13 protein-coding genes and 1 pseudogene are annotated in these 13,117 nt (G+C 59.0%); 11 read left to right on the top strand and 3 right to left on the bottom strand.

The window, feature by feature from the left end:
- Positions 1-15: 15 nt before the first annotated feature.
- The gene (locus CKW16_RS08215; RefSeq protein WP_095127974.1) at positions 16-1,251 is read right to left on the bottom strand and encodes an aminotransferase class I/II-fold pyridoxal phosphate-dependent enzyme; all 1,236 of its coding nucleotides are present in this window, start codon (positions 1,249-1,251) and stop codon (positions 16-18) included.
- Positions 1,252-1,490: 239 nt separating this feature from the next.
- Here CKW16_RS08215 and CKW16_RS08210 point away from each other — a divergent pair, with 239 nt between their 5' ends.
- The 4 genes from CKW16_RS08210 to CKW16_RS08195 all read left to right on the top strand — a co-directional run bounded on the left by CKW16_RS08210 (position 1,491) and on the right by CKW16_RS08195 (position 6,260).
- Positions 1,491-2,399, top strand: coding sequence for a LysR family transcriptional regulator (locus tag CKW16_RS08210; protein WP_095127973.1), 909 nt, complete (start codon positions 1,491-1,493; stop codon positions 2,397-2,399).
- Between the two features lie 237 nt (positions 2,400-2,636).
- Complete coding sequence (locus CKW16_RS08205) at positions 2,637-3,830, top strand: CaiB/BaiF CoA-transferase family protein (protein WP_095127972.1); 1,194 nt, start codon at positions 2,637-2,639, stop codon at positions 3,828-3,830.
- Positions 3,827-4,753, top strand: a complete 927-nt coding sequence (locus tag CKW16_RS08200) for a hydroxymethylglutaryl-CoA lyase (protein WP_095127971.1) — start codon at positions 3,827-3,829, stop codon at positions 4,751-4,753. The genes CKW16_RS08205 and CKW16_RS08200 overlap by 4 nt, the downstream gene beginning before the upstream one ends.
- 175 nt (positions 4,754-4,928) lie before the next feature.
- Positions 4,929-6,260 (top strand): MFS transporter, encoded by a 1,332-nt coding sequence (locus tag CKW16_RS08195; protein ID WP_033061371.1) that lies wholly within the window; start codon positions 4,929-4,931, stop codon positions 6,258-6,260.
- Positions 6,261-6,440: 180 nt separating this feature from the next.
- Here the strand turns inward: CKW16_RS08195 and CKW16_RS08190 are convergent, their stop codons facing one another.
- Positions 6,441-6,929 (bottom strand): DMT family transporter, encoded by a 489-nt coding sequence (locus CKW16_RS08190; protein ID WP_095127970.1) that lies wholly within the window; start codon positions 6,927-6,929, stop codon positions 6,441-6,443.
- A gap of 77 nt (positions 6,930-7,006) precedes the next feature.
- On the opposite strand from CKW16_RS08190, the gene CKW16_RS08185 reads away from it, so the two are divergent.
- The 6 genes from CKW16_RS08185 (at position 7,007) to CKW16_RS08160 (ending at position 11,364) form a co-directional block, all read left to right on the top strand.
- Entirely contained in the window at positions 7,007-7,948 is a 942-nt protein-coding gene (locus tag CKW16_RS08185) for a LysR substrate-binding domain-containing protein (protein WP_095127969.1), read from the top strand.
- Positions 7,949-7,958: 10 nt separating this feature from the next.
- Complete coding sequence (gene fos, locus CKW16_RS08180; protein WP_095127968.1) at positions 7,959-8,375, top strand: fosfomycin resistance glutathione transferase; 417 nt, start codon at positions 7,959-7,961, stop codon at positions 8,373-8,375.
- 62 nt (positions 8,376-8,437) lie between these two features.
- Entirely contained in the window at positions 8,438-9,076 is a 639-nt protein-coding gene (locus CKW16_RS08175) for a LysE family translocator (protein WP_095127967.1), read from the top strand.
- 85 nt (positions 9,077-9,161) lie between these two features.
- Positions 9,162-10,511, top strand: coding sequence for a diguanylate cyclase domain-containing protein (locus CKW16_RS08170; RefSeq protein ID WP_095127966.1), 1,350 nt, complete (start codon positions 9,162-9,164; stop codon positions 10,509-10,511).
- A 117-nt stretch (positions 10,512-10,628) separates the two neighbouring features.
- Entirely contained in the window at positions 10,629-10,787 is a 159-nt protein-coding gene (locus CKW16_RS08165; RefSeq protein ID WP_010462447.1) for a KGG domain-containing protein, read from the top strand.
- A 73-nt stretch (positions 10,788-10,860) separates the two neighbouring features.
- Positions 10,861-11,364 (top strand): DUF4142 domain-containing protein, encoded by a 504-nt coding sequence (locus CKW16_RS08160; RefSeq protein WP_095127965.1) that lies wholly within the window; start codon positions 10,861-10,863, stop codon positions 11,362-11,364.
- A 45-nt stretch (positions 11,365-11,409) separates the two neighbouring features.
- Here the strand turns inward: CKW16_RS08160 and CKW16_RS08155 are convergent.
- Positions 11,410-11,625, bottom strand: a pseudogene (locus CKW16_RS08155) (low affinity iron permease family protein); the annotation flags it as partial.
- Between the two features lie 80 nt (positions 11,626-11,705).
- Between CKW16_RS08155 and CKW16_RS08150 the strand changes: the two are divergent.
- Positions 11,706-12,791 carry a type I restriction endonuclease gene (locus CKW16_RS08150; protein WP_095127964.1) on the top strand — a complete coding sequence of 362 codons (1,086 nt, stop codon included), beginning with the start codon at positions 11,706-11,708 and terminating at the stop codon, positions 12,789-12,791.
- Positions 12,792-13,117 lie beyond the last annotated feature (326 nt).

The raw sequence follows: 13,117 nt of genomic DNA, 5'->3' as shown, positions 1-13,117 counted from the left end.
TTCCCTGATTTCAGTTCAACAGCCGATGTCCCGGTCTTGAGTGCGTAAAAGCTCGGTAATGAGTTCACAAAAGTGGCGGATCAGCGTCGGTTCCATGTCGGCGCGCAGGGTGATTCTGATGGCTGCCTTGCCCTGTGCGACCACCGGGAAAAACACGGCCGAGGTGAAGAAGCCGTGATTGGCCAGTTCCATCGCGATGTTGTTGGCCAGCGCTGCTTCGCCGCAGTTGACCAGTCGAATGGCCATGTTGCTGTTGTGTTGATCGGTGCGGATGAGGCTGTCGAACAGCCGGATATTAACCTGAAGTTTTTCCTGTAACGCGGCAAATTCCGGCGTGCGATGAAGCAGGATGGACGCTCTGCCCGCGCCAATGGCTGCACTGTTCAGGCTTTGCGACCAATTGCTGGGGCCACCGTAACGGGCAATGAGCCTCTTCTGCCGTTCATTGCCCAGCATCACCAGACCACCGCTGGCGCCAAACGACTTGGCCAGCGAGGCGACGATCAGGCAGTCATCCCCCAGGGTGTGCAACCTGGGGCGCACGAGGCCAGCGCCGAATGTTCCGACGGCGGACAGCGCGTGGGAATCGTCCAGATAGAGAAACAACCCATAGCGGTCCTTGAGATACAAAAGACTGTCCAGGTCTGCGACCCCGCCCATGCTGTAGGCACCGTCGGCGACATACGCGACGGTGCGGTGTTGCTGGCACTGCTTCTCGAGAAAATCCATGTCGTTATGAGGGCAGGTCACGACCGTGGTTTCATCGGCGCAGGCGGCTTTGAGGTGATTCATCGAGTAGTGCACCAACCGGTCGAAGACCATCACGGGAGGGCGGTTTTCCGTGAACACGCCGCTGGCCAGCAACGGCAGGATTCCGGCACTCGCTGCACTGCACGACAAGGTGCTCAGGCAGCTGGCGCCGAACAACTCGGACAGTTCGGTTTCGTACTGTTCCAGAATGGCCAGCTTGCAGCGGTTCTTTGAGTTGGCGACGCGTAGGGTGCCGGTTTCCCACAGGGTATTCATGGCGCCGTCGAGAATGTCGGGATGGTGATCCAGGCCCAGGTACGACGTCGTGCAGAAATGATGAAACGCGCGCCCGTGCTGATCGAGCATTCGGTTGGCACTTTTGATTTCGACGTTAAGCCCCGAAATTTTCCCGGCTTCAGCGCTCTCCCAATCGTGATCGGCCAACGCGATGACTTTGCGGTAGTTGGTGTAGCGGTTTGCCGCGTGTGCTGTCTGGTCCATATGAAAATGACTTTCCTTGAGTGAAACGATCCATGGGTTTGTTGCAGTTCGTGTGTGTTTCCAGACTTTACAGAGCGCGGCGAAGGCTTTGAATCGGCTGTTTCCGGTACGGCTGAGTGTTACAAGAGATTTATGTGTAGGGCGATGCCTCGTGATGTTGTGGGCAATTTGCTTTGCCGAGTCGCGTAGAAACCGGGCTATCCTGCCGACTCAGTCGAACAGAAGTCATCGAGCCCTCCATGCTGCAAAAAAGCCTGATCCGCCGCCTCGACCTGATCACTCTCCAACTGTTTGTCGCCGTTCATGAGGAGGGCACGCTGACCCGTGCCGCCGCGCGTGAAGCCATCGCCGTGTCGGCGGCCAGCAAGCGGCTGATGGAGTTGGAAGAAGCGTTGGGCATCAGTCTGTTCGTGCGCCAGGCCAAGGGCATGACCCTGACGCCGGCCGGTGAAACCTTGTTGCACCATGCCCGGCAGATGCTGTTCAACGTTGAGAAAATGGGGCTCGAACTGGGCGAACACAGCCACGGTATCCGCGGCTATGTGCGGATGCTCGCCAACCTGTCGGCGATCATTCAGTTTCTGCCCGAAGACCTGCGGGACTTTTCCGAGCGTCATCCTCAGGTCAAGACCGACCTCGAAGAACGCCCCAGCAGCGGGGTGATTCAGGGTGTGCTGGATGGCGTGGCGGACCTTGGGATCTGCTCCAGTGACAGCGACGTCAAAGGTCTGCACAGCGTGCTTTATCGACAGGACAAACTGGTGGTGTTGATGCTGCCCGATCATCCGCTGGCGAGTCGTTCCAGCCTGGCCTTCGCCGATACGCTGGGCAGCGATTACGTCGGTCTGCATTCCGCCAGTTCGATCAATATGCGTACCCACGCAGCCGCGCGCCAGGCCGACAAAGTGTTGCGGCTACGGATTCATGTACCGGGTTTCGACGCCATGTGCCGGATGGTCCAGGCCAACATGGGCATCGGCATCCTGCCGCAAAAGGCCTATGAACTGTTTGGCCGGGCGCTGGGCTTGCACGCGGTGCCGTTGACGGATGACTGGTCGGATCGCGCGTTGGTTCTGGTGGTGCGCGATGAAGCGGCGCTGTCGCCGGTGAGCCGGATGTTGTTCGAGCAGTTGCGTGGGGTGGTCTGACAGTTCTCTATTGGCTAGGCCGGCCCCTTCGCGAGCAAGCCCGCTCCCACACTGATCTGCAGCGTACACAAAACCCCTGTGGGAGCGGGCTTGCTCGCGAAGGCGGACTTGAGATCGCGGTAACTCTCAAGGCGTTCGCGTTTCGCGAACGTTCGTTGCCAACTGAAGGTTGGATTCCTTCACCCGTGGTCCTCTAGCCTTGGCTCATATTCCAAGAACAACATGAGGTACCCCGCGATGACTGCCCCCTTGAGTGCAATCAAAGTGATCGAGATCGGCACGCTGATCGCCGCGCCGTTCGCCGCACGCATGCTCGCCGAGTTCGGCGCCGAAGTGATCAAGATCGAAGCCATGGGTCAGGGCGACCCGCTGCGCAAATGGCGCAAGCTGCACGAAGGCACGTCGCTGTGGTGGTACCTGCAATCGCGAAACAAGAAGTCCCTTGCACTGAATCTCAAATCCCCCGAAGGCATTGAACTGGTCAAGCAACTGGCGACCAGCGCCGACGTGCTGATCGAAAACCTGCGCCCCGGCGCCCTGGAAAAACTCGGCTTGGGCTGGGACGTGTTGCACGCCCTCAACCCTAACCTGACGCTGGTGCGTATTTCCGGTTATGGCCAGACCGGCCCGTACCGCGATCGTCCTGGGTTCGGTGCGATCGGCGAGGCCATGGGCGGGATCCGCTACACCACCGGCACACCCGGTTCTCCACCGGCACGGGTGGGCGTCAGCCTCGGCGATTCCCTGGCTTCGCTGCACGCGGTGATCGGTGCCTTGATGTCGCTGCTGCGGGTCAAGACCGGGCAGGGCGGTGGGCAAGTGGTCGATGTATCGCTGGCTGAAAGTGTGTTCAACGTCATGGAAAGCCTGGTGCCGGAATACGACATGCTCGGCCATGTTCGTGAGCGCAGCGGCGGCGCCTTGCCGGGCATCGCGCCGTCCAACACTTACCTGACGGCCGATGGCGCCTACGTGGTGATCGCCGGTAACAGCGACCCGATCTACAAGCGCTTGATGGACGTCATCGGTCGCCGTGATCTGGCCGATGCGCCGGAGTTTGCTCATAACGACGGGCGTGCCGCCAAGAGCAACGTGCTCGATGCGGCGATCACTCACTGGACCAGCAGCCTGCCGATCGACGAGGTGTTATCGGCACTGGAAGCTGCCGAAGTCCCGGCCGGGCGCATCTATTCAGTCGCCGACATCGTCGCCGATCCGCACTATCAGGCGCGGGACATGCTGCTCAACGCCGACCTGCCCGGCGGCGCCACGGTGAAGATGCCCGGCATTGTGCCGAAAATGTCCGAAACCCCTGGTGGCGTGAACTGGTCCGGACCTACGTTGGGCCAGCACACCGACGGCATCCTCGCGGAGCTGGGCCTTACCGGTTCGGACATCGAACGGCTGAAAGCTGCAGGGGTGGTGCAATGATCACTGATTTTTCCGAGGCCCTGATTGTTCAGGAAGTCTCCCCCCGCGACGGCTTGCAGATCGAGCCGACCTGGGTCGAAACCGTCGACAAGATTGCCTTGATCGATCAGCTGTCGCTGGCTGGTTTCAGCCGCATCGAAGCCGGCTCGTTCGTTTCGCCCAAGGCGATACCGGCGCTGCGCGATGGTGAGCTGGTGTTCAAGGGCATCGCCCGGCAACCGGGGGTGATTTACGTCGCGTTGATCCCCAACCTGAAAGGCGCGCAACGGGCGCTGGCAACGAGGGCCGACGAGTTGAATCTGGTGATGTCCGCCAGCCAGACCCACAACCTGGCCAACATGCGCATGCGTTGCGAAGCCTCATTGGCTGCGTTCGGTGAGATCGTGCAATACGTTCGCGGGACGACGGTGCGACTCAACGGCAGCATCGCCACCACCTTCGGCTGCCCGTTTGAAGGCAAGATCGATGAGGATCGCGTGCTGCAAATCGTCGAGGCTTATCAGGAGCTTGGGATCCAGGGCATTACCTTGGCCGACACTACGGGTATGGCCAATCCGCGGCAGGTTGATCGTCTGGTGCGGCGTGTCTTGCAGCGGGTTTCGCCGGCTGATTTGACCCTGCATTTCCACAACACTCGCGGCCTCGGTTTATGCAACGTGCTGGCCGCCTATGAGGCGGGTGCCCGTCGTTTCGACGCGGCACTCGGCGGGCTCGGCGGTTGCCCGTTCGCGCCGGGTGCCTCGGGCAATATTTGCACCGAAGATTTGGTCAACCTGTGCGATGAGATCGGCATTCACACCGGCATCGATCTGCCGCTGTTGCTGCAATTGTCACGAGGGTTACCCGCGCTGCTGGGCCACGAAGTGCCCGGTCAACTGGCCAAGGCCGGACGCAGTTGCGATCTGCATCCGACGCCGTCCTGACTCCAACAAACCCCTGTAGGAGCCGAGCTTGCTCGCGATGACTGAGTCACATCCAACATTGATGTCGACTGACCCACCGCTATCGCGAGCAAGCTCGGCTCCTACAGAAAGCAGCATCTCAACCAGACAACAAAAACAATCGGACACCCACGGGCAGTCCGCCTGGAGAACCATCATGAGCCTTAATGTACTGGAGGCGGGCGCGAGCCCGTCCGTTAGCCACGACGAAGAAAAAGCCCTGGTCAGCAAAGTCGCCTGGCGCCTGATGCCGTTGATCATGGTCTGCTACCTGTTCGCGTTTTTCGACCGCATCAACATCAGCTTCGCCAAGTTCCAGCTGCAGACCGACCTGAGCCTGAGCGACACCGCTTACGGCCTCGGCGCCGGGTTGTTCGTGGTCGGTTACGTGATCTTCGAAGTGCCGAGCAACATGATGCTGTACAAGGTCGGCGCCCGGCGCTGGATCGCCCGGATCATGATGTCCTGGGGCCTCGCCACTGCGGCCATGGTCTTCGTCAATAGCGAATGGCAGTTCTACGCGCTGCGCTTTGTGATTGGCGCGATGGAGGCCGGTTTTGCGCCGGGTGTGTTGTATTACCTGACGCTGTGGTTCCCGCAGCACTATCGCGGGCGCATCACTTCGATGTTGTTTCTGTCGTCGGCGTTTGCCGGTCTGGTCGGCGCACCGTTCTCCGGGCTGGTGTTGCAACACCTCGACGGTTTTATGGATATGCGCGGCTGGCACTGGCTGTTTTTGCTCGGCGGCGTGCCTTGCATTGGCCTCGGCTTGCTGGTGCTGACGTTGCTCAAGGACCGCATCGAAGACGCCCATTGGCTGACGCCGTCGGAGAAAACGCTGCTGGCCAGCCGTATCGCTCACCATGAACCACACAAGAGTGGCGGCTCGTTGCTCGCCGCACTGCGGATTCCGGGTTTCCTGACTCTCGGGCTGATCTACTTCTTGATTCAGGTGGCGTCCTACGGCTTGAACTTCTGGGCCCCGCAACTGATTCGCAGCGCTGGCACCGAAAGCCCGGTGATGATTGGTTTGCTGACCGCCATCCCTTACATCTGCGGCGCCATCAGCATGGTGGTGATCGGGCGGTTGTCCGACTCGACCGGTGAACGGCGCAAGTTTGTCGCAGGTCTGGTTGCGGTGGGCGCGGTGGGGTTCTTCTGTGCAGGGATTTTCGCTAACCACACGACCTTCCTGATTGTCGCGCTGGGCTTGCTCGGTGCCGGGATCATCGCGTCTATCCCGAGCTTCTGGACCCTGCCGCCAAAACTGCTGGCCGGTGCTGGTGCAGGGGCTGCGGGCGGGATCGCAGTGATCAACACCCTCGGCCAGTTCGGCGGCATTGTCAGCCCGGTGATGGTGGGACGGATCAAAGACCTGACGGGCAGCACCACGCCGGCGCTGTATGTCATCGGCGTCGCTGCGCTGATCGCTGTCGCACTGCTGCTGTGGGGGTTGCCGCAGAAGCTGCGTACGCTCGACAAGTTTTAAAAGTTTCGCAGGCTACGCCGGTTCCTGCATTGACCACGCATCACTGCAGGCGCTGGCGAAGGCTGCGATCGCAAGATGATGATCGTTCCCACGCTCTGCGTGGGAATGCCTCAAGGGACGCTCCGCGTCCAGTGACGCGGAGCGTCACGGGCTACATTCCCACGCAGAGCGTGGGAACGATCAAGACGTTGCTGTTATCGCTTTTTCCAATGTGCCACCGAACTGAATCAACACCACTCCAGCCATTAACAACACCGCCCCAAACACCCGCGGCACTGTCAAATGCCGTTCCACCAACCCAAACCACCCGAAGTGATCCAGCACTAGCGACGCCACCACCTGTCCCGCCAACGCCAAAGCAATAAACCCCGATGCCCCAAGTTTCGGCAGCAGCATCAACGCCAACGAAATAAAGCACACCCCAAACGCGCCACCGGTCCACATCCACAGCGGTGCCTTGCTGATGAACGCCAGCGATGGCAACGGCAAACGCAGCGCCAACATAACCGGCAACAACACCACAATACTCACCAACAACGACGCGAGGGTCGCCCACAACGGATGGCCCAAACCGCGCCCGAGGTTGGCGTTGATTGTGCTTTGAAAAGGCACCACCGCCCCGGCTATCACGGCCAGTAGCAACAGCCCGGCCCAATGCAACGTACTCATGAAGATTCTCCAGCAGGTTTTGCTGGACTCTAGAGTATTCGTCGCGCAGATTTAAATTCCAAATAGCTATCCAGAACATGCATCAGATGAATGATCTTCGGCGCGTCGACCTCAATTTGCTGGTGATCCTCGACGCCTTGCTCAGCGAGCAACACGTGACCCGTGCCGCCGAGCGCCTGCACCTGAGTCAGCCAGCCGTCAGTCATGCGTTGGCGCGGTTGCGGGATCTGCTCGGCGATCCTTTGCTGGTTCGGGCGGGCGCCAGCCTCGTGCCAACCCCGCGAGCCCTGGAGTTGATGGCTCCGTTGGCCGAAGCCCTGGCTCAGGTGCAATCGCTGCTGGCACCGAATACCTTCGATCCGGCCACTGCCAAGCGCACGTTTCGACTGGCGATGTCCGACTATGGCGCTGCAATCGTCCTGCCGGGGTTGATACGGACCTTGCGCCGGGAAGCACCGGGCATCGATCTGCAAATCAGCCATGCCAGCCGCGAAGGCATGCTCGAGGGAGTGCTCAACGGCGACATCGACGTGGCGGCAGGCGTCTTTCCAGAGTTGCCGAACGAGTTGCGCAGCACCCCGCTGTTCGAAGAGCACTACGCCTGTCTGGTCGACCGCAACAGCTTGCCCGCCGATGGCGTGCTCGACCTGCCGACCTACCTCGCCCGACCCCACGTCCTGCTGGAAATGCGCGGCAGCGGCACCCCGGAAATCGAACGGGCCCTGACAGCCCTGCGTGAACGCCGTCGAGTGGCGATCAGCCTGCCTCACTGGAGCGTCGCCCCGGAGTTCATCAGTGGCACCGACCTGATCCTCACCGTCGCTTCCCGAGGGTTACTCAATATCGATGAGCAGTCGTTGATCGTGGTCCCGCCGCCGTTTCACATTCCGTCGTTTACGTTTGTGTTGGTTTGGCACAAGCGGCGGGGCGGGGATCAGGCGTTGAACTGGTTGAATGGGCGGATTGGGGAGGGGATAGTGCGTGGCGACCAAACCACTGGCTCATCAATTAACGATTGAGGTAAAAAAATTGCTCACTGGCCTCAACCACCTGACCCTTGCCGTCACCGACTTGAACCGCAGCGTGGCGTTCTACCACGATCTGCTGCAACTTCAGCTTGAAGCCACGTGGGACACCGGCGCCTATCTCTCGCTGCCGGGTCTGTGGTTGTGCCTTTCCCTCGATCGACTGCGCAACTCCGAACCCGCCGCCGATTACACCCATTTCGCCTTTAGCATTAATGCAACAGACTTCCCGCTCTTCGTCGAACGCCTGCGATCCGCCGACGTCCGGGAATGGCGTGATAACCGGAGCGAAGGCGCATCCTTCTATTTCCTCGACCCAGACGGGCACAAGCTCGAAGCCCATGTTGGCGATCTGGCGTCACGACTGACGGCCTGTCGGCAGCGGCCCTATGTGGGAATGAAGTTCTTCGACGATCTGTAAGTCGGGTTCCGGGAACCTGAGATAGACTTGCGTGCATTCACCAAGGCTCAACAGGACTTCCAATGACCCCATCGCTGCTAATGGCTGTTCTCGCCTCGGGCTTTATCTACGGCATCACGCCGGGGCCGGGTGTGTTGGCGGTGTTCGGCATCGGTGCGGCGCGTGGTCGGAGGGCCGGGGCGGGGTTTCTCTGCGGGCATTTGCTGGGGGATGTGGTCTGGTGCAGCACTGCGCTGATCGCGATTGTCGGTGCGCGGCAAATCGGCAGTACCGCGTTCGATGTGCTGGGCGTGCTCAGCGGGCTGTATCTGTTCTGGCTCGGTGTGCGCGCGGTTCGTGCCCGTCGCAGCAGTGCCGAAGCACCTCAAGGCCCGGCGCGGCAGCCGTTCTGGCACGGCATTCTGTTTGGCCTGACCAATCCGAAGGCTTACCCGGTGGCGGTAGCGACTTTTACGGCGCTGTTGTCCAGCCGTGCCGAACTGCTGCACTGGTCGATGCTGCCGTGGCTGATTGTCCTGAGCTTCGTCGGTGGCCTTATGGCCTACGCTATCCTCATTGGCATTGTCGGCGCGCGGCAGGTGCGCAGCTTGTACCAGCGCCATGAGCTGTTGATCACCCGGCTGTGTGGGGTGATGTTTATCGGATTCGCCATCAACGCCCTGGCGCATGCATTGCCGGGGTTGGTGACGAACAAGGCGTGAGGCTGATTGCAAGGAAGCGTCAGACGTATTGAGGGGGCAGGGAAGGTTCTTTATTGCTGCATTGTCCGGACACGCTCACCGCACTATGGCAACCAGAAATTCCGCGCCGTTGGCGAGTTACATCGATCTCTTGCTGGACGCCGTCTGTGCGGTCGACAAACAAGGTCGCTTCGTATTTGTCAGCGCGGCCTGCGAGCGTATTTTCGGTTATACCCCCGAAGAGCTGATCGGCCAGCCGATGATCGACCTGGTGCACCCCGCCGATCGTCAGCGCACCCTCGATGCCGCGCGGGAGATCATGGGCGGCGACCCCAAGCTCAATTTCGAAAACCGCTACCTGCGCAACGATGGCCGAGTGGCTCACATCCTCTGGTCGGCGCGCTGGTCGGAGGTCGACCAACTGCGCATCGCCGTGGCGCGCGACATCACTGAGCGCAAGCAGGCCGAATCCCGGCAAGCGGCGTTGTATGCGATCTCCGAAGCGGCCCACGCGGCGGAAGATTTACTGGCGCTGTTCAAACGCATCCATTTGATCATCGGTGAATGGCTGCCGGCGCTGAATTTCTCCGTGGCGCTGTATGACGAACACTGTGCGCAGCTGAATTTCCCTTATCACGTGGACGACCTGGAGCTGCAACCCGAGCAGCCCGGAACGATCACCGGACGCCTCTGCGCCGAGGTGATTCGCAGCGGCCAGCCGATTCTGCTGACCCCGGATCAGGACAATCCACTTGAGGGGTTTGAGGCGCTGGTCGCAAACCAGCATTCGCCTTGCTGGCTGGGCGTGCCGTTGAGTTCACAAAACGGCACCATCGGTGCGCTGATCGTTAAAAGCGTGCCCGGTGGTGAACGCTACACCGAACAGGACAAGGAGCTGCTGCAATACGTTTGCGCCCAGGTCGCCACAGCGATTGAGCGCAAGCAATTGCATGCCAGGCTGCAGCGCATGGCCCAGTATGACCAACTGACTCAGCTGCCCAACCGAGAGTTGCTCCGTGAGCGGCTTAAAGACTCACTGACGCTGGCTCGGGCGGATTCCGGGCGTATGGCATTGCTGTATGTCGACCTCGACCGTTTCAAGGAAGTCAACGACACCCACGGTCATGCGGTCGGCGACATGCTGCTGCAAGCGGTCGCCAATCGTCTCAAAGGCTGCGTGCGAGAAACCGACACGGTGGCGCGCATCGGCGGCGATGAGTTTGTAGTGTTGTTGCACAGCATCCACGCCTCGGAAGACGCCGACAGCGTGGCGGGAAAAATCCGACAGGTCCTGGCTCAACCCCTGCGTCTGGACGGCCACAGCCTGATCATCCAGACGAGCATCGGCGTTGCTCGATACCCCGACCACGGAACCGAAGAAAAGCAGTTGTTCCGGCATGCCGATGAGGCCATGTACGCTGCCAAGCGCCAACATCACCAGCGGCTCGGGGCCTGAAAAATTTGCCACCGTTCGTCGCGGCGATTTCAACTTTTCTAAACCTTTGCGGTGATCGAAATTCTGATTCTATGCGGGCTCCTGCTCGCCGCGATCATCACCAAGAGGTAGAGAATCATGCCTAATTCAAGAAACTCGAACTCGGGAAACTTCGCCAACGATCGAACGAAGGCGTCTGAAGCCGGTCGCAAAGGTGGGAAAACTACCACCACGACCGTCGATAAAGACCCTGCGAAACCCGATATGGGCCGCAAAGGTGGTCAGAAATCGAAGTAGCGGTGAAGGTAGTTTTGATCGAGAGGCGGGAGCGTAAGCTCCCGTTTGAATTTTTTACGAGGAGGGCGCGACCATGAGCCGGATGGCCACCCGATTACGCAATGCCAGTTTTGCCACGTTACTGGGCCTGTGCGCCAGCAGTGCCTTTGCCCAGTCTCCCGCCGAATTCATCAACGATGCATCGGCCAAAGGCATGGCCGACATCGAAGCCAGCCGCCTGGCGCACCAGAAAACCGAATCCAAACAGGTCAAGGACTACACCATCGTCGTCATCAACGACCGCACCACCGCCAACCAGCATCTGGCGAAAATCGCCAAGCAACTGGATTTGCCGGTGGCCCCGCGCGAAGAGGTAGTCGATAAAGCCAAAGCCTTGATGCCGCAAGTGCAGGACGGCGCGAGCTTCGACCAGGCCTACGCGGCCAGTCAGGTGAAAACCACCCAGGAAGCCATCGAACAGCTTCAACAGGCAGCGCAGACCACCGACGTGCCTGAAATCAAAGCCTTCGCCGAAGAAACCCTGCCCAAACTGCAGAACCACCTGGAAATGGCCAAGGCGCTGCAAGCCAGTCGCTAACCCACGAAGTACGCGGGTGACCTCGGGCCACCCGCGATGTCCCGATCAGCATTCATTCAAATCCTGCTTACCTTTTTCCTGGACGACGGTGCCGTCCAGGGAAATCGTTTCGCCCTCGCCAAGTTGCCGATACTGCTTTCTCAGCGCTTCCAGCTGCTTGAGATCCAGCGCCTCAAGCCCCAGCATCGCGTTCTGCGCTTCCTTCGTCACCCGCAGCAACTCATCGACCTTCAAATGCTTCTTGGTTGGATTCTTTCTTTGTGCCGGTTTGTGTCTAGTATCAAAGGCAATCAATTTGCCAGCATGCAAACACACGGATCGAACCAGATAAGAGGCCACTCATGGAATTCTTCGAAAAGTTAGCAAGCTTAGCCGCCAAAGTTCGTTTGCAGAGCGCTGCAATCCAAACGGAAGAAGCGACCAAGAACGCGTTTGTCATGCCCTTTATCAGTACTGTGCTGGGCTACGATGTCTTCGATCCGACCGAAGTGACTCCCGAATTCGTTTGCGATATCGGAACGAAAAAGGGAGAAAAAATTGATTACGCAATCATGAAGGGAGGAGAGGTTCAAATCCTCATCGAGTGCAAAAAAATAGGCGAGCCGTTGCACATCAATCACGCTTCCCAGTTGTTTCGCTACTTCCACGTTACCAGCGCCCGAATCTCTATCCTTACCAACGGTCAGGTCTACAAGTTTTTCACCGACCTGGATGCGCCCAACAAGATGGATGAGAAGCCATTTCTCGAACTCGACCTTCTGGATATCGACGAGTATTCCGTCCCCGAATTGGTCAAGCTCACCAAGTCAGGCTTCGATGTGGATTCGATCATCAGCGCCGCAGGTGAGCTGAAGTACGTCAGCCAAATCAAAAAGGTCATTGCTTCGCAGGTCAGTAAGCCTGATGACGACTTTGTGAAGGTGTTCGCGTCGCGTGTATACGACGGGGTGATTACTCAGAAAGTCCGTGAACAGTTCCATGAGCTAACGAGAAAGGCCGTGGTGCAGTTTCTCAACGACCAAATCAACGACAGGCTCAAGTCGGCCATGAGCGGTGCTATTCAACCAGCGTTGGCTTCTTTGCCGGTTTCTTCCGGTGGTACCGAGCAGCCGGATTTGCGAGACGAGTCAGAGGACAAGGTTCTGACAACGCTGGAAGAACTGGAGGGGTATCACATCGTCCGTGCCGTCGTTCGGTCTGTTGTCGATGCGAAGCGGATTGTTCAGCGCGACACCCAGAGTTACTTCGGCATTCTGCTCGACGACAACAACCGCAAACCTATCTGTCGTCTGCACTTCAATCGTTCACAGAAGTACATCGGGATTTTTGACGAAGAGAAAAATGAAACCCGGCACGCAATCAACTCGATAGACGATATCTACGAATACTCGGATCACTTGAAGAAGACTGTTGGATATTACGACTAGCCGAGCTTGCTCGGCGTGAAAAAAAACCGGCCATCGCGGCCGGTTTTTTGTGGGCATTTGATCAACAACGCGCGAACAGATATGCCCTCTCATTCAATTCAATAAAAAACCGGCCCTTGAGGGTAATGCCAATCAGTTAAGGAGCGACACAATCCGTAGCAGCTGGCGAAGCCTGCGTTCGGCTGCGAAGCAGTCGTGAAATCAGACGACGCGGTGTTTCAGGAAGACCGCAAACTCAGGTTTTACGACTGCTGCGCAGCCGAACGCAGGCTTCGCCAGCTGCTACGGATTGTGTCGCTCCTTAACTGATCGGCATTAGCCCTTTA

It is taken from the genome of Pseudomonas sp. Irchel s3h14 (assembly GCF_900187425.1).
In the GTDB taxonomy this organism is placed as follows: Bacteria; Pseudomonadota; Gammaproteobacteria; order Pseudomonadales; family Pseudomonadaceae; genus Aquipseudomonas.
This window is presented reverse-complemented; position numbering and strand designations above follow the sequence as displayed.